Source organism: Chelativorans sp. M5D2P16, from assembly GCF_034427935.1.
Classification (GTDB): domain Bacteria; phylum Pseudomonadota; class Alphaproteobacteria; order Rhizobiales; family Rhizobiaceae; genus Chelativorans.
This window is the reverse complement of record NZ_JAXQNM010000004.1, coordinates 16,310-33,109: the sequence shown is the minus strand read 5'-3', so window position 1 is coordinate 33,109 and position 16,800 is coordinate 16,310. Positions and strand designations below refer to the sequence as shown.

Annotated in this window: 14 protein-coding genes; 3 read left to right on the top strand and 11 right to left on the bottom strand. The window is 65.3% G+C overall.

Annotated features, from left to right (window positions below):
* Positions 1–30: 30 nt before the first annotated feature.
* Together SIN08_RS02520 and SIN08_RS02515 are read right to left on the bottom strand one after the other, a co-directional pair.
* Positions 31–1,083, bottom strand: coding sequence for an Ldh family oxidoreductase (locus tag SIN08_RS02520; RefSeq protein ID WP_322449974.1), 1,053 nt, complete (start codon positions 1,081–1,083; stop codon positions 31–33).
* 44 nt (positions 1,084–1,127) lie between these two features.
* Positions 1,128–1,871 carry an SDR family oxidoreductase gene (locus SIN08_RS02515; protein WP_322449935.1) on the bottom strand — a complete coding sequence of 248 codons (744 nt, stop codon included), beginning with the start codon at positions 1,869–1,871 and terminating at the stop codon, positions 1,128–1,130.
* A 224-nt stretch (positions 1,872–2,095) separates the two neighbouring features.
* Between SIN08_RS02515 and SIN08_RS02510 the strand changes: the two genes are divergently transcribed.
* A complete protein-coding gene (locus tag SIN08_RS02510) occupies positions 2,096–3,088 on the top strand; it encodes a GntR family transcriptional regulator (protein WP_322449934.1) in 993 nt (330 codons plus the stop codon).
* A 339-nt stretch (positions 3,089–3,427) separates the two neighbouring features.
* On the opposite strand, the gene SIN08_RS02505 is transcribed toward SIN08_RS02510, so the two are convergent.
* Complete coding sequence (locus SIN08_RS02505) at positions 3,428–4,603, bottom strand: GGDEF domain-containing protein (RefSeq protein WP_322449933.1); 1,176 nt, start codon at positions 4,601–4,603, stop codon at positions 3,428–3,430.
* A 295-nt stretch (positions 4,604–4,898) separates the two neighbouring features.
* Positions 4,899–5,744, bottom strand: a complete 846-nt coding sequence (locus SIN08_RS02500; RefSeq protein ID WP_322449932.1) for a helix-turn-helix transcriptional regulator — start codon at positions 5,742–5,744, stop codon at positions 4,899–4,901.
* A gap of 198 nt (positions 5,745–5,942) precedes the next feature.
* On the opposite strand from SIN08_RS02500, the gene SIN08_RS02495 reads away from it, so the two are divergent.
* The gene (locus tag SIN08_RS02495; RefSeq protein ID WP_322449931.1) at positions 5,943–7,160 is read left to right on the top strand and encodes an ABC transporter substrate-binding protein; all 1,218 of its coding nucleotides are present in this window, start codon (positions 5,943–5,945) and stop codon (positions 7,158–7,160) included.
* A gap of 346 nt (positions 7,161–7,506) precedes the next feature.
* Here the strand turns inward: SIN08_RS02495 and SIN08_RS02490 are convergent, their stop codons facing one another.
* From SIN08_RS02490 to SIN08_RS02475, 4 genes are read right to left on the bottom strand one after another with little or no spacing between them, the layout of a single operon-like run.
* Positions 7,507–8,223 (bottom strand): ABC transporter ATP-binding protein, encoded by a 717-nt coding sequence (locus SIN08_RS02490; RefSeq protein WP_322449930.1) that lies wholly within the window; start codon positions 8,221–8,223, stop codon positions 7,507–7,509.
* A complete protein-coding gene (locus tag SIN08_RS02485) occupies positions 8,213–8,941 on the bottom strand; it encodes an ABC transporter ATP-binding protein (protein ID WP_322449929.1) in 729 nt (242 codons plus the stop codon). The genes SIN08_RS02490 and SIN08_RS02485 overlap by 11 nt, the downstream gene beginning before the upstream one ends.
* On the bottom strand, positions 8,934–9,875 hold the full coding sequence (locus SIN08_RS02480) for a branched-chain amino acid ABC transporter permease (RefSeq protein WP_322449927.1): 942 nt from the start codon (positions 9,873–9,875) through the stop codon (positions 8,934–8,936). The genes SIN08_RS02485 and SIN08_RS02480 overlap by 8 nt, the downstream gene beginning before the upstream one ends.
* Positions 9,872–10,774 carry a branched-chain amino acid ABC transporter permease gene (locus SIN08_RS02475; RefSeq protein ID WP_322449926.1) on the bottom strand — a complete coding sequence of 301 codons (903 nt, stop codon included), beginning with the start codon at positions 10,772–10,774 and terminating at the stop codon, positions 9,872–9,874. The genes SIN08_RS02480 and SIN08_RS02475 overlap by 4 nt, the downstream gene beginning before the upstream one ends.
* 209 nt (positions 10,775–10,983) lie before the next feature.
* Here SIN08_RS02475 and SIN08_RS02470 point away from each other — a divergent pair, with 209 nt between their 5' ends.
* Positions 10,984–12,321: an amidase gene (locus SIN08_RS02470; RefSeq protein ID WP_322449925.1), complete on the top strand. Its 1,338-nt coding sequence runs from the start codon at positions 10,984–10,986 to the stop codon at positions 12,319–12,321.
* Between the two features lie 57 nt (positions 12,322–12,378).
* Here SIN08_RS02470 and SIN08_RS02465 read toward each other — a convergent pair whose 3' ends face one another.
* The 3 genes from SIN08_RS02465 to SIN08_RS02455 form a co-directional block, all read right to left on the bottom strand.
* Positions 12,379–13,971, bottom strand: coding sequence for a glucan biosynthesis protein D (locus SIN08_RS02465; RefSeq protein WP_322449924.1), 1,593 nt, complete (start codon positions 13,969–13,971; stop codon positions 12,379–12,381).
* 242 nt (positions 13,972–14,213) lie between these two features.
* On the bottom strand, positions 14,214–15,503 hold the full coding sequence (locus SIN08_RS02460; protein ID WP_322449923.1) for an O-antigen ligase: 1,290 nt from the start codon (positions 15,501–15,503) through the stop codon (positions 14,214–14,216).
* 30 nt (positions 15,504–15,533) lie between these two features.
* Entirely contained in the window at positions 15,534–16,799 is a 1,266-nt protein-coding gene (locus tag SIN08_RS02455) for a polysaccharide biosynthesis/export family protein (protein WP_322449922.1), read from the bottom strand.
* Position 16,800 lies beyond the last annotated feature (1 nt).

Here is a 16,800-nt window from a genome sequence, read left to right as displayed (position 1 = left end):
CCTCCATTGCAAACGTCTTGTGGTTGGTGCTCAGGCACCGTCTCCTCCCGCCTGCGCCGGCATTTCGATACCGAACCGGCCGGCCAGCCGCCGGAACGCTTCGAGCGTCACCGGATCGAGCGGGATGCCTTCCCTTTCCCGCCTGTCCGCCTCCGCCCATTCGCGATCGCCGGGCGCCATGACACTAGCGCCCGCGCGCGCCGGCGAGCCACGCAGGGCCGTGAGATAGCGTCTCATCCCGTCATCAAAAGTTTCTTCATCCACGAAGGCGCTCGGCCGCAGCGCGAGCACGAAGGCGCCGAGCCCGCGCGGCGTCGAAAAATCCGGGCCGGCCATGGGCGCGATTTCGGTGCTCAGCCGCATGCCCGAGAGGACGGCGCTGAAGATCTCGACCATGCCGGCCAGCCCCGCACCCTTGAAGCCGAAAGCGTCCCCCAGCGGAGCGAGCATCTCCGCGCGCCCGGCATCCACGGTGTCTTCTCCCCGCTCATCCGATGCCGTGCCCGGCGGCAAGGCGCGGCCGAGGCTTTTGTAAAGCTGGACGCGGTTATAGGGGATCGCGCTCGTTGCCATGTCGAGAAGCCAGGGGCGTTCGCCGGGAACCGGCACCGCGCAGGCGATCGGGTTCGTGCCGTGAAAGCGCATCGCGCCGTCGTGCAGCCGGACGAAGCTGTCGGAGTTGCACATGGCCACACCGAGCATGCCCGCCTCCGCCGCCGACAATGCAAAGGCGCCTGCGGGACCGAAATGCGAGCTGTTGCGGATCGCCACGGCGCCGATGCCCGAAGCCCTCGCCAGCCGAACGGCCTCTCTCATGGCGAAACGCGCGGCGAGCGCTCCGTGGGCGTTGTCGGCGTCCAGGGTGGCAACCGCACCGCCTTCGGTGAGACGAAGGTCCGGCTTCGGATTCACGCGGCCGTGGGTGAGCACCGTGACGTAGTGGTCGAGCAGGCGCACGCCGTGGCTGTCCACCCCGAGCCTCGAGCCGTGCATCATGGCGCAGGCAACCGCATCCACGGTCGCCGCGTCGGCGCCGGCCGCCGCAAGGACGGAACGGCAGAAACGCTCGAGCGCATCCGCCATCACGCGGCAGGCGAAAGCGCCCGACCCCGTGCCTCCGACAGTTGTCACAGCGTCTGCCCTCCGTCGACCACGATGACGGTTCCCGTGGTGAAGGCGGATTCCTCGCCCGCCAGGTAAAGCGCAGCGGCAGCCATCTCGTCCGCCGTCCCGAGCCGCCCCATGGGCTGGCGTTCCATGAAGGCGCGGCGGGTCGTTTCGGGATCTTCCGTCGCGGCGATGCGCGCCTCGAGCGAGGGCGACTGCGTCGTGCCGGGGCAGAGCGCGTTGACGCGCACGCCCGAACGGATCACGTCGCGCGCGACGGCCTTGGTCAGGCCGATGACGGCCGCCTTGCTGGCGCCGTAGGCGGCCCGGTTCGCCACGCCGGTGATCGAGGAGGCCACCGAGGCGACATTGACGATCGAGCCGCTGCCGCGCTCGATCATCCCCGGCAGGACGGCGCGGATCGTATGGAAACAGGAGGTCACGTTCTGGTCGAGGCTGCGCGCCCAGTCCTCCTCGGAACAGTCGAGCACGGTGCCGTCGTGCACCCAACCGGCGCAGTTGACGAGGATGTCGACCGTGCCGGCATCGCTCATGGCCCGGCGCACCGCCGCGCTGTCGGTGACGTCCAGCGCCACGGGCGCGATCAGGGACGAGAAGGCCGGCAGGTCCGCCATCTTCTCGGCCGTGCGGCTGGCCGCGACCACCTTGGCGCCCTCATGCGCAAAAGCGAGCGCGATCGCCCTTCCGATCCCCTGCCCCGCACCGGTCACGAATGCGCGCTTGCCGCTGAGCCGCCCGTCCATTGCGTCTCCTCCCTCGGTCGGATCCCTTGTTCTGGCGTCAATAACGTCTATTGTGCACACTATACAAAATTGAGGTCGAAGAACAATCCCGATTTTGTGCCGGCGGTGCGATCGGCTAACAGTGTGCATCGGAGGCAGCCAATGGTTTCGTTTCTTTCGAGGTTAAGCAGCGCCCTCGTCTTCGGCGCGACCACGCCGGTCCCTGCCGCGTGGAGACCCGGCTCATGAATCACACCGGCGCACCGGGGGCGGGAAGACTGGCGCCAAGGCTCTATCAGCGCGCGTTCGACATTCTGTCGGCCCAGATCGGCGACGGGGCGGTGCAGTCGGGAACCAAACTGACGGAGTCGGCGGTCGCGGCGCAGTTCGGGATAAGCCGTGCGCCGGCGCGCCGGGCCTTGGAGGAGTTGGAAAAGGCCGGCCTCGTCACCAAGTCGGCGGGGCGGGGCTATGCTGTTACAGGGTCGGGGCCGGGCTATAGCTCCGCCAGGCGAGGCCCGGCGGAGAAGGAGGTGCAGCTATCCTCCCTCTCCACCTGGGAGCAGATCTATGCTCAGGTCGAAAAACAGATCATCGGCCGTATCTCCTTTGCGAGTTGGCGCTTGAACGAGGCGGAGCTCGCCCGCCACTACAACGTCAGCCGCACCGTGGCGCGGGATGTCGTCGCCCGGCTTCAGCAGCGCGGGCTGGTGCTCAAGGACGAGCGCTCGCGCTGGTATGCACCCGCGCTCTCACCCGAGCACGTCGGTGAGTTGTACGAGCTTCGCGCCATCCTCGAACCCATCGCGCTGACCAAGGCGGCACCACGCGTGCCGCGCGATCTTTTCGCGCGGATGCGCAGGCATCTCCTGGAGGCGATCGCTCACGCGGAGAATGTGGAGGGTGCCACGCTCGACCGGCTGGAAGAGGAGATGCATGTCGAACTCCTCTCGTTTTGCGGGAACCGCGCCCTCATGCAGGCAATCACCATGCCGCAGTCGCTGCTCATCGCCCACCGCTTCCTCTACCGGTGGACGCCGCGTCTTTTCGCCAGCGAGCCGTTCCTGCCGGAGCACCTGAAGATTCTGGAGCATCTGGAAACGGGAGACGTGGGACAGGCCGCGCGCGCCCTGGAGGCGCATTTGATGGGGTCAAAAGCCCGCGCGTTGGCGCGGGTCGACGTCATCCGGCGGGAATTCCAGCCGGAGGGGCTGCCTTATCTCGACCGGCTGGCATAGAAACCGACGCTGCACGCAACACGCCGGGGCCTGCAGAAATCAGCAACAAGTAGCGATGAAATCCGGGCAGATATTCTCCAATCTGGATGCTGTAAACAGCCCAAAATGCGGAAGATGATCTGTTTCGACCAGAAATTCCATTCGGGTCCGGAGGAAATATAACAATCTGTTGCGGAACGTGACTTGGGTTCCGCGAGCGAATCCGACACCAAGTATGCGCGGCGGACCTAAGGGACGGCCGCCGGGCCGGCACTCAGGCAACGCCTCCTCGGAGGCGCCGGCCCGTGGGGATTTTTGCATCGGCTCACGCGCCGGCGAAAAGCGGGAGGCCGCGGACGGTCAGCGTCCGGACGCAACGTCGAGCACTTCCAGCGCAAGCGTTCTGTTCCTGCCGGACGTCTTGGCCAGGTAGAGCCTGCGGTCGGCGCGGGCGAGAAGCTGCTCTAGGCTGTCGCCGGGCTCGGCGGCGGCGACTCCGAAGCTCGCGGTCACCCGGCCTCCTGAAGGAAGAAACGGGAACTCGAGCGCGGACAATTCCAACCGCAGACGCTCGGCGAACCCGATCGCCTCGCTCAGCGCCGTGTCTCGCAAGAGGATCGCGAACTCCTCGCCACCGATCCGGCCGAAGAGGTCGTCCGCGCGCGCATTGTGTCGGAGCAGGCCGCCGAAGCCGTTCAGCACGCGGTCGCCGGCAGCGTGGCCGTAGCGGTCGTTGATCTGCTTGAAATAGTCGAGATCGCAAAGGATCAGCGAATGGGGCTCACCGCTGCCTTGCGCGAGAAGCGCCCTCGCCCGCCCCTCGAAGCCACGACGGTTGAGCACACCGGTGAGGGTATCGACGTCGCGCTCCCGCCGCAGGTCCTCGATGATGTCCGACAGCGCGGCGGCGAGGATGGCCGTCGCGAACGCCGCTCCCAGGACGGCCAGCGAGAGATGAAGAGCGGCCCAGAAGATGGATACTGCGAAGGCTTCCGTACTGTCGGGAGTCCTGAGCCCGATCGTCAGCACCGTCCGCAGAAAGAATTGGACCGCGAACACCAGCATGACCCAGAACAGGACACGATCGGCCCACTTTCCGTGACGCAGGGCGCCGAGGCGGAGCGCCGCGAAGAGGAGGATCGCGCCATACCCGAAGTTCTGGATATAGATGCGCACAAGGACGTCCGGCACGATCACGGCGAAATACCACAACCCGGCCATGATGGCCGCGAGCATGGCGAGACCGGCCGTCATGCCGAAGCTCTTGCCGGACCGGCGCAGCACCCCTTCCGCGAGAAGCAACACGGCCGTGGTGTAGAAGAGCGCCGATATCAGCGCATTTTCGACCATGCCGGGAGGCCGCTGGAAAACCTGGATCATCACGCCGAACGCAAACAGGACCGGAGCGGTGGCGAGCAGAAGCAGATAGTGGCGCCTCCTCTCGATCGCCCAGGCCCACAGGAAGGCGATCCCGAAGACGCAAAGAACACCCGGCCCTATCAGGACCATCGTGATTCTGGCGGTCGATCCCTCCAAGCCACCCTCATCCAGCGAACAAAACCGATACCGCGGCGAAATACCGCCATGTGAGGACATCGGGGCGCGTTTTCAGCGGCACGCAGGGGCGCCGTAGACGTTTTCAAAGTCAACACGGGGCACATGGCCCACGATGTCTTCTATACCGAAACGAACAGTGCTGCAGCGATATTGATCCGCTAAGCTGACATTTCCGTTAAATCTTTTTCCGGGTAGATCAACTGAGGGTTGAATTTGGCTTCGCCAAGTATCTCATGCGACGCATGCTTTCCCCGATCGGTCTCCGATCGCCTGGTCAGGCCGTTTCCCGCACCTTGTCATAGTTGGGGCCCGCACGGATGAGAAAGCCGTCCGTGGGAGACGCTTCGCGCAGATAGGACAGGACCGAGCGCGAGATCTCGGGGGCGTCCTGTTCAAACAGGCCGCAGCCGGCGATCGCCTTTCTCCTGTCGACCCGGCGGCCCAGATAGTCCAACACCACGCGCGCCGCCACCGGCTGATGGGCTTCGGTCGCGGTGATGCCCATCATGAGACCGATCAGCGCGGACACCCGGTTGCGGTAGGGCGGATAGAGGATGGTCTGCGACATCTCGTTGCCGAGCACGGATTCGTGGTCGATCATGTGCAGCCGGTCGCCAATCGGCAGGATGACTCCGCGATACTTGAACAGATCCGAATTCGCATCGCGCTGCTCCGGCCGGCTCAAAAGCTCGATTGTCTTGTAGAGGGTCAGCTTCTCGTCCTGATAGACGCAGACGAGCGAGCGCAGGATGAAGGAAGGGGTCGAGAAGGAGTAGAAGTACTTGTAGTAATAGCCGCAATATCGCGCCAGCTGCGTGTGCTGGGCCATGGCCTGCCGCATCACCTGGTGCGCCGCCGCGGGCAGATCCGTGGCCATCTCCCGGGTGGTCGGGCGCAGGCGCACGATCTCGCGAAAGCGCTCGTGCGGCATGAGGATCTCGTATTCGTCCACGCCGAAGAAGTCGCAGATGCGCCGCAGGTTGCTGTTCGAGGGAAAGGCGCCACCGCCGAGATACTTCATGAATTGCTGGCGGTTCATGCCGAGCTTGCGCGTCACCTCGGTAATCGAGCGGTGATAGCTGCAAAGCAGACGGAGGTTCTGGATGAAGTCCTGTTCCATGCCATATTCGGACTGTCGCTGATCGAAGCATCTTTAGTGGCAATTCGCGACGCAGCCAAGCGAGATCGCCAATTGCCGGCCACGCTCCTTCGGCACACACTGAAGCGAGGTCGATAAACGTTCCGGCATAGCCGGACAAACGTCGGACGCCGCCAACGGCGTCCATACCTCGAAAACAGTCCTCTTGAGGGAGAAAAGATGAAAAAGTTGAGCAAGGTCTGTGCCGCGGCGGCCATCGCCCTGGCCACGGGCACGGCGGCCGGCTGGTCGCAGGAAACGATCAAGATCGGCGGCATCGCGCCGCTTTCGCCTCCCGGAGGCGTGCAGACGGGCGAATCGTTGCGCGACGGCATGACCATCGCCGTCGACGAGCTGAACGCCGGCGGCGGCCTCATGGGCAAGCAGGTGGAGCTCATCGTCGAGGATACCTCGGGCGTGCCGGAAAAAGGCGTGGCGGCCTTCGAGCGCCTGGCCAGCGAGGGCGTGTCCGCGGTCACGGGCAGCGCGCACAGCGCGGTCTGCTCGGCGGTCGGGCCGGTCGCCCACAAGCACGACATTCCCTTCATCGCCGGCGAATGCTGGTCCGACAGCGTGACCGCGGCGGGAATCCCCGAGGTCTTCCGCATCACCGTGGCCAATTCCCTCGTCTACTCGGTCGCCGCCGACTGGGTGAAGGAAGCCGGCTTCAAGAACATCGCCATCATTTCCGAAAACTCCGATTGGGGCTTCGGCATCATCGACGTCTTCACCAAGAACCTGGAGGACACCGGCGCGACCGTCACCTCCTTCACGGCGGAGCGCACCGTGAGCGATTTCACGCCGCAGCTCCTGCAGTTGAAGCGCGCCGAGCCCAAGCCGGACCTGATCGTCGCCGGCTTCACCGGTTCCAACCTGCTTCTCATGCTGCGCCAGGCCTACGACCTCGATCTCGCACCCACGGCGGACACGGCGATCTTCGCCGCCGGCGCGGACGTCCTTGAGCCGGAGTTCTGGAACGTCATGGGAGACGCCGGCACCTACGTCATCGGCAATCCCGCCGGCCTGCCGGGCAAGCCGGACACCGAGCTCTCGCGCAGCTTCTCCAAGGCCTACCAGGAGAAGTTCGACCGTCCCGCCAACGCGGTTGCGATGGAAGGCTATGACGGTGTCATGGTCATCGCCGAGGCCATCAAGGCGGCCGGCTCGACGGAAGGACCCGCGCTGGAAGAGGCGCTGCGGAACCTGAAATGGGACGGCACGCGCGGCCAGATCCACTTCCCCCAGGACAAGGATCCGGCCTGGCAGTTCCAGCAATGGCCGGATGTGCCGATCTTCGTCATCCAGTACACGGAGCCGAACCAGACACCATCCGAGGCGGCAATCCTTTGGCCGAGAGCGGAAGCCACCGTCGACGAGCTGGTGCTGAAGCCCGAGTGATCCGCGCCCGGATATCCTGCAAAAAAACGCCGCGCCTCCGCGCGGCGCTTTTCGCTGTACGAGAAAGGCACTGTAGGCATTCAGCGCAGAAAAGCCCCCTCTCTTGCAAATTCTACGAACTTAGCTTCGCTAAGCCCAAGAATTTGCTTTCTCCCCCGCCAAGGGGGAGATAGGCGCCCGCGCAACAGCGTTTCCGCCAATCTCCCAGGTCGGTGATTGGCACCGATGATGGTGCGGGCGCCTTTCTCTCCCCTTGCGGGAGAGAAAGTGATTTCAACATCTTAGCCTTAGGCTAAGTGTTAGAAATGGCAAGTGAGGGGGCTTTTCTGCACTGAATGCCCACGGCCTAGATCAGCCAGTCTGCAATACTCTCGCGATACTCGGCGTCGAAGGTTTCCTTGCTGCCTTCGAGCTTGTTGGTGCCCAGTTCGAGAACGTAGATGTAGTCGGCGACGTCGGTCCCGGCGATCACGTTCTGGTCGACCATCAGGATGGTGCGCTTCTCCTCCGCCACCAGGCGGCGCAAATGGGTGTAGATCGCGCCGGCGCGCTTGGGATCCAGCCCGACGGTGGGCTCGTCGATCAGCATCAGGTCCGGATCGCTCATCAGGGCGAGTTCCAGTTGCATCAACCTTTGCTGGCCGCCGGACATCAGGCCTGCCCTGCGGCTGCGGAACTCTTTCAGATACGGCGCTCGCGCGTAGACCTTCTCGACCGCCTCCCGCGCCCGCGCCTTGTCGCCGCGGAATGACCAGGTCGCCATGGCGATGTTCTCGGCGACCGTCATGTCCTGAAACAGCGCGTGCCCCTGGGGCACATAGGCGATGCCGACGCGCACCAGGTCGCGCGTCTCGATATCGCGCAGGTCACGCTCCCCATAGGTGATGCTCCCCGTGTGCGGACGGATCTGGCCGATAATGGCCTTGAGAAGCGTCGACTTGCCGACGCCGTTGGCGCCGATGATGGTCGTCAGCTGGTTGGGCCGCGCGATCACGTTCACCCCGCGCAGGATGTCGATGTCGCGGCTGTAGCCCGCATGGATGTCCTTCACTTCAAGCTGCATGCTGGTCTCCCAGATAGGCCTCCAGCACGGCCTTGTCGGCGCGCGTTTCCTCCGGTGTGCCGTCGCAGATGATGTTGCCGTAGCTCAAGGTGACGACGCGGCGGCACAGGCCGAAGATCGAACCCATGTCATGGCTGATCAGGATGACCGTAACGTTGTCCGCATTCCAGGCACGGACCTTGTCGTACATGAAGCTTTTCAGTTCCGGATGCACGCCGCCGAAGGGTTCGTCGAGCAGAATGAGCTTCGGTGAGAGCATCATGATGCGGGCGAACTCCAGAAGCTTGGCCTGTCCGCCCGAAAGGTTCGCCGCCGGCTCGTGGGCGAGGTGCGTCAGCTTGAAGTCGTCGAGAATGGCCATGGCGCGGTCGGTGGCGGCGGCACGCGACTCGCGCCAGTCGGCCAGGCCCGAAACCAGCATGTTCTCCAGCAGCGTCAGGCGGCGGAACACCTTCGTGACCTGGAAGGAACGGCCGATGCCGATGCGCGCGAGCTGGTGCGGCGCCCACCCGAGGATCGCACGCCCCTCGTACCGCACCTGCCCGTCATTGGCGGCGTAGTAGCCGCTGACGATGTTGAGCAGCGTCGTCTTGCCCGAGCCGTTCGGCCCGATCAGGCCCACCAGTTCCCCCCTGGCGATACGAAGATCGATCGCGTCGAGCGCGACCAGGCCGCCGAACGACTTGGTCAGCCCGCCGATCGCCAGCTGCTCAGCCATGGCTTTTCCCCTTCTTGCGCAATGTGTCGGCAAGCATGCCGAAAAGGCCGTTCGGCGCGAAACGCAGCATGAGGATGGCCAGGAGGCCGAAAATGACGAGCCGCCATTCGCCGAACGCGCGCAGCGCTTCCAGAAGCGACTGCAGCATGACGCCGCCCAATGCCGCGTAGAGCACGTTGTGGAACCCGCCGACGACGGCCATCGCCAGCACGAAACCCATCTCCTGAAGCGACATCATGGAGGGCGTTATGAGCTGGACGAAATGGGCATAGAGCCCGCCCGCCAGGCCCGCAAAGGCGCTCGAACAGGCAAATGCCAGCGCTTTCCACAGCGTGACATCGACGCCGAGGCTGGCCGCGCCGTCCTCGTCCTCCCGGATCGACTGGAAGAACAGGCCGATGCGCGAGCGCAGGATGAGCCACATCAGGAGGAGCGAGAAAACGGTGATGGCCAGAAAGAGGTAGTAATAGTCGAGCTGCGTTCCGCCGGGTATCAGTGCCGGCGCCTGCAGGCCGCGGCTGCCCTCCGTCACCCCGTGTTCGGCGGTGATCGCGATGCGCAGGATCTCGCCGAAGGCAATGGTGGTGAGCCCCAGATAGGCGCCGTGCAGGCGCAGCGTCAAAAGGCCGATCGCAAAACCGATAAGCCCGGCGAGCAGGATACCGAGGAGCAGCCCACCGGCCACCGGAAGGTTGAAATGGATGACACTGAGAGCCGAAACATAGCCGCCGAGGCCGCTCATGGCCGCCTGGGCGAAGCTGATGCGGCCGACATAGCCCACCAGCAGCGACCAGCTGGCCGCCAGGAGCGCATAGTAGAAGCCGATGGTGAGCGTGTAGATCCAGTAGTCGGTAAGCCCGAGCAGGGGCAGTCCGAGGAAGAACAGCAACAGGCAGGCGGCACCGGCCGCTTTGAAGGAATTGCGCCGGATCATGCCCGCCGCTCCCTGGTGCCGAACAGGCCTTGCGGGCGTATCAGGAGGACAAGGATGAGGACGATAAGCCCGTAGGCGTCCTTGTAGGCGAGCGCCCGGCTCGGATCGGGAATGAGGATGGTGGCGAAGCTTTCCACCTGGCCGAGGATCAGCGCCCCGACGACCGCCCCGGGGATGGAGCCCAGGCCGCCGAGGACGACGATGATGTAGGCCTTGATGACGGGCACCACGCCCATCGGCGGCGTCACGTTGAAGACCGGGCCGATCAGCGCTCCGGCGAGGCCGGCCAGCGCCGCCCCCACGCCGAAGGCGATCATGCCGACGCGCGCGACACTGATGCCATAGATCTCCGCCGCCTGCCGGTTCTGGCTGACCGCGCGCACGGCCCTGCCGGCCCAGGTGAAGCGCAAGGCCAGAAGGACAACGCTGATCAGAAGCACCGCCGTCCCCGCCGCCGCCAGCCGGTCGCCGCTGATGATCAACTCGCCGATCTCCACGCGGCCGCGAAACAGCGGCGCCGGGCGCTGCGGCCAGGGCCCGAAGACGCTATTGGCGAGGTTGAGCAGCAGGATCGACAGGGCGAAGGTGACCATGATGGCATATTCCTCCGGCCGGTCGACCTTGCCCTGGTGGACCGGGCGGATGAGCAGCCCTTCGATTAACGCGCCGATCGCCATCAGGGCGCAGGCGGCGATGACCACCCCGAGAACCGGCGGCACGCCAAGCGCCGTCACCGCCAGGTAATAGGCGTAGCCGCCGAGCATATAGAGCTCGCCATGGGCGAAATTCACGATGCGCAGGACGCCGAAGATGATGGCGAGACCCAGTGCCGTCAGCGCGTAGAACGTGCTGACGATCAGTCCGTTGATGGCTTGCTCTGATATGGCCAGGAGGCTCATGCCGATCCTCGTCCCCTTTTTCTTCTGCTCCCACCGCGACGATTAACGGTTTCACGCCCGGTCACAATGGCTATGCAAAAGACATTCTGGCGCACAACGTCGCGCCTGAAACGTCAGTATGCGACAAGCCGCCGGCGAAGGACATCTGCGCGCCGGCGGCGGCAGGCAGTATAAGCGTTCGAGGCGTCACTTCATTCCCGAGGTCTTCCGTGCACGAAAACGACCGCGTCACCCCGCCCATCCGCGTTCTGGCGCAGCAGATGTCGGAGGGGCGGCTGTCGAGCGTTGCGTTCGTCAAGGCATGCCTGCGGCGCATCGAGACGACCGGCAGTGCGCTTCATGCCTTCGTGCGGGTTTATGCCGAATCAGCGCTGCAACGCGCCGAAGCACTGGATGCGGAGCGCGCCCTGAAGGGGGTACGCGGGCCGCTGCACGGGATTCCGGTGGCGGTCAAGGACCTTGCGGACGTGGAAGGCGACGTCACCGGTTTCGGCTCACGCGTCTATGCCACCGCGCCCGCCCTGCGCACGGCGGCATTCGTGCGGCGGCTCGAAGATGCCGGCATGATCGTCATCGGCAAGACGCAGATGGTCGAGTTCGCATTCGGCAGCTGGGGCACCAATCATGCGCTCGGCACGCCGAGAAACCCGCACGCAGCCGACCGGCATTTCGTACCCGGCGGTTCGAGCAGCGGATCGGCCGTCGCGGTGGCCGCCGGCCTCGTGCCCGCGGCGATCGGCACCGACACCGGCGGCTCCGTGCGCATCCCCGCCGCGCTTTGCGGCATCGTCGGGTTGAAGACGACGATCGGCGCGGTGTCCACGGATGGCGTCGCACCGCTCAGCCCGACCCTCGACACCATCGGTCCCATGACCCGTTACGTGGACGATGCCCGCCTGATCTTCGGGGCGCTGCGCTCGACCACCGAGGCATCGGGCCGCAACGGGCGGGAGGCTGTGCGCGTGCGGCGGGTCGGTCGCGACGCGCTGGAGCCGCTCGATGAGCAGGTGTGGAGCGCCTATGAAGATGCTCTGGAACGGATAGCACGGCTCGGCCTGGAGGTGGCGCCGGTCACGCTGCCGCGATCCTTTGCCGACTATCAGCGCGACAGCGGTATGATCATGGCATACGAGGCCTATGCGGCGCTCCACCGCCTGGTCGACGATCCGGAAACGCCGCTCGACCCGTTCGTCCGTGCCCGCGTCATGCAGGGCGCGACCATATCCGATGAAACCATGGCGGCGATCCGGCGCGAGCGCGATGTCGCCATCAAGGCATTCGGGACGGTCCTGCCGCGCGGCGAGATCCTGGTTTTGCCGACGACGCCCTATCCGGCTCGGCCGCTCGCCGAAGTGGACGAAAGCACCTTCCCCATGTCGCGCTTCACCCGCATCGCCAACCATCTCGATCTGTGCGGGCTCTCCATACCGTGCGGCCGGGCCGACAACGGCATGCCCATCGGCCTCCAGCTCGTCGCGGCAGGCGGTGCCGAGCACATGCTGCTGACGTTTGCTGAGCGCCTGGAGGAGTGTGCCGACGCGGCATGAGGTGAAGGGGCTCGGCCGGAACCGCGCCGGACCAGCCGATCGGCGCTGAAGGGCCGTTCAGGCGTCGCGCTCGTCGACCGTGCCCTCCGGATGGTACTGATAAAGCCAAGTCTCCGTCCGTGCCTGGCCTTCCTTGTCCCGCACATACATCCGCATGTCGATCGGTTCCGTTCCCTCGACGATCGTATCGAAGAAGGCACGGTAAAGGCCCGGCTGCCCGACGACCGGATGCGCGTCCGAGAGGCTGACCTCGCCACGCGAGAGGTCGACGACGGGCTCCGCATCGCCGCGCGCGAGGTCGCCGATCGCGCCGCCGCGAAAGTCGACGACGAAGCGCACGGCGTTCTCGGGCCGTGGCTGGCCCGGAATGCCGCCGATGCCCGTATAGCTCGCGACCACCCGCCCGAGCTCCGCCGGATAGGGCTCGTTGGCCGTCCAGTGAAGCCGATAGCTGAAGTCGAGCGGCCGTCCCGGTTCGACCGCGCCGTCGGGCACCCAATAAAGGACGATGTTGTCGTGTATTTCATCGTCGGTCGGAATCTCGACGAGCTGCACCTGTCCCCTGCCCCATTCGTTCGTCGGCTCGATCCAGGCAGAGGGACGGCGGTCGTAGAAAACGCCGTCGTCCTGATAGTGCGTGAATTCCCGGTCCCGTTGCAGAAGGCCGAAGCCCTTCGGGTCTTCATCGAGAAAGGCGTTGGTCACCGTCGCCGGCGGGTTGTTGAGCGGCCGCCAGATGCGCTCCCCGTTGCCCATCCAGATGGCCAACCCGTCCGAATCGTGGATTTCCGGCCGCCAGTCGACAGCCTGTCTTCGGTTGGTCTCCGAATACCAGTACATCGACGTCAGCGGCGCGACGCCGAGGCGCTCTATCGCCCTGCGCGGATAGAGCGAGCATGCGATGTCCATCACGGGACCGGCGGATTTCACACAGTCGAACCTGTAGGCGCCGGTGATGCTTGGACTGTCAAGCAGGGCGTAGACGAGCACCCGGCCCTCCTGCCCTTGCAGGCGTTCGAGCCATATCCGGCTGAAGCGCGGAAACTCCTCCGGCGTTTGCAGTGCCGTGTCGACGGCGAGGCCGCGTGCCGAAAGGCCGTATTGATTGAGCTCACCCGAGGAGCGGAAATAGGAGGCACCCAGAAAGGCGAGCCAGTCGGACTTTTGAGAGGGCTCCTCCAGCCGGAAACCCGAAAAGCCGATATCGTCCGGCAGGCCTTGCGCCGGATGATCGGCGGGCATGTCGAAATAGCTGCGACGGTAGAGGATCTCGCGCGCGGTCCCGTTCTCGACCACGTGGAGCTTGACGGGCTCCTGAAAGTAGCGGCCCAGGTGGAAGAACTGCACCGGCGCCCCGCCCTTCTCGTCGGCCCAAAGCGCATGGCTCTTTTTGAACCGGATCGCCTGGAAGGCGTCGTAATCGATCTTCTGAAGAATATCGCCGTGCGGCGATTTCTCCTCCTGCCAGGGGGCTTCCGCCATCTCCGCCGCGCGCTCCTTCAAGGCGTCGAAGCTGAAGGGCTCGGGGGGCCCGAACGTCAGGCCATAATCCTCGCCGCCCGCCGCGGCGCGCGCCGGAACCGGCAAAACGGCTGCCAAGGACGATGAAAGGACGAGCGATAGGATGTCGCGTCGGTTGAACTCGGTCATGGATGTAACGTCCCCTTGCTCATTCATGAAGGAATTCGGCGCGCGCACCATGTTGACCGGAAAACCCGGCAGGAAAGCGAAGCTCGCGCATCCTCGCAACTTCCATCCACAGTCTGCAACCGCCCCTAGCATGGCATGTCTCCCGAGCGGCATCACGATCTGTTCGCCACGTTTGCATCGCCGTTATGCGCCCGGCCGGATCCTCCACGGCCCGCAGACTGACCCTGGACAAGCCCCCTCCCCTATCCGCGCATATAGGCAGCCGGCTGCCCGCCGGTGCTGCTCGGCACCGCGCCGGCGCCGATACGCGCGCGTGCCGCTCGCCGGTTCGGGTCAGATAGCACCCCTGCCGCATAGTAGAGCAGGAAGGAACCGACGACATAAGGCGTGATCACGTCGACCTCCACCGCCGAGCGGACAAGCAGCATGACGCTGAGACCGAGCATGATCTGCGCGGTCGGGTCGTGGCGGCTGCCGAGAAGCACCAGCACCTGGCCGGCAACCACACCGATCATCAGGACGACGATCAGGACGGTGCCGACCACCCCCAGCTCCACGAACGTCTCGATATAGGTGTTGTGGAAGTGGAAGCCGGTCCTGGCGGTGATGTAGAATTCTTCCCAGAGCCGCTCGGCGTGGGCGAAACCGTGTACCCAGAACGCCTGATAGCCTCTGCCAAAAAGCGGGTTTTCCTGCGCGGCGACCATGCCTTCCGACCAGAGATAGGTGCGGCCGGTAAGCGTCGCGTCCTTGCCGAACGCCTCCAGAACCGCGTCGAAGGCGCCGAGCTGCAGGGCGGCAAACAGGCCGAGGAGCGCAAGCGCCGTGCCGGCGGTGAAAAGCAGCTTGCGCGGCAGGGGCGCGAACAGCTGCAGCGAACGCATGAAGATGCCGGCGGCGATCGCAATCGCGACGGTGATCACGGAGGTGGCCGATTGCGAGGCGAGCAGGCTGTAGCCCGACAATGCGCCCACCGACAATGCCAAAGCCGCGGACGGGCCGCGCTCCTTGAGCACGGCGAGCGACACGAAGGCCAGATAGATGCCCAGCGAGGCGAAAAAGCCGAGCTGGTTCTTGGACGAGAAAGCTCCGACGAAGCTGTATGCACCGTCGATCGGGTCGTAGTGGTAGCCGCCGACGGCGAGCGAATACCCCAGCACCAGCGTGACGCCACCCAGGCCGCCGAAGATCAAGGTGCGCGTGCTCACGCTGCGCGCGGCGATCAGCGCGCAGGCGACATGGGAGAGGTACTGCACGCTCGCGCGCGCGGTCGCCCCGGGTGCCGCAGACCAGAAGGTGGAAAGCAGCGCGAACACGCCGAACGCGACGATCCAAGGCAGATGTGCGTTGCCCCTGAGGTAGCGCGGCGGATCGAGCAGGGGCAGCGGCAGCCACAAGGCATAGTAGAGGAGGATCGGCGCCTGGCCGAAACGCGTCGAATAGGCGAAGACGAAGAGCGACAAGGCGACGGCAACGGCGCCGTAGCCGAAATTCCGTTCCGGACTGACGAACAGGGCAACGGGAATCTTCATTGCGACTTTTCGCGGCGGACGCTGCGGACGCTACTGGACCGAAGGCGGGACGATATCCACCTTGACCACGTCGCCCGGGCGGACCGCCGTGCTCTCTTGAGCGCTGATTTCCTGTGTCTCCGCGCCGGTCGTACGAACGATGCGATAGCTGACTTCGACCGATTCGGCGTCGATGCTGAGGGCCACCTCCGGAGCGAGCGAAGCCGCTTCGGCCATCAGCCCGCTATGCATCGCGATCTTCAGATCCAGTGCCTCGATGGCCGCCTCGGTGTCCTGCAGCTCTCGGGCGATTTCCGTCTCGCGTTCGTCGCGCAGCGTGGCCGCATCGCGCTCGGCGCGGTTGATCTCCTGCCTTGCCCGCACCGCGGCGGTCTCCATGTCCAGGACCTTGCCCTGCAGATCGGCGATGGAGCGCTCGACCCCGAGCACGCGCTGATTGACCACGAGCCCGCGCTCGGCAAGGCCGCCGATCCCCTCGAGCTCCTCGCGCAAGAGATCGATCTGGCGATTCTGGGCCGCGATCTTCCGGTCCAGGGATTCGATCTCGCCGTTGAGCAGCGTCTTCAGATCCTCGATCCCGGAAAGCTCGCGCTCAAGCCTTTCCTTGCGCGCTTGCATGAGGGCCGTCTCCTTGGCGATCAGCGGCCTGCCCTCGGCGCTGCCGGCGAGTTCCTCGGGAGGTTCGATCGCCGTGGCGCCCTCCGCTTCGGCCGCCAGCCGGGCGCGGCGCGCAATCAGCCGCTTGCGCTCCGCTGCCAGCACCTCATAGTTTCCGTGCGCGTTGATATAGTCCCGCTCGAGCCGCAGGCCCTCGTTCGATGCGCGGCGCAGGCCGCCAGCCAGGCTGACGGCCTTCAGGACCGTCAGACCGGGACCATAGGCATACTGGCCGGGGGTCTGGACATCGCCGGAGACGAAGACAGGCCGAAACTCGGCCACCTCGACCGAGGCGTCGGGGCGCGTCAGCAGACCGAGCGTCTGCTGCAGTTCATCGCCGATCGTCTTGGCGACTTGGGCAGCCGTCCTGCCGGCCGCCGGCACCTCGCCGATGAAGGGCACCGACACCGCCCCCGAGGGGCCGACCGTATAGTCGCCGCTAATGGACGACCATTCGCGCACCGAAGCGTCCGCGCTCTGCCACTCCGCCACCCGGACATGCAGCTTATCCATGGGGCCAAGCAGATAGTCCTCGGCTCCCGCGCTCGCCGGGACCAGAAGCGCGACCAGGAGCGCGGCCGGCAGAAAACGCCAGCAAAGGAATGCGGCAAGGCCTTTCAACACCGGCGTGAGTGGCATG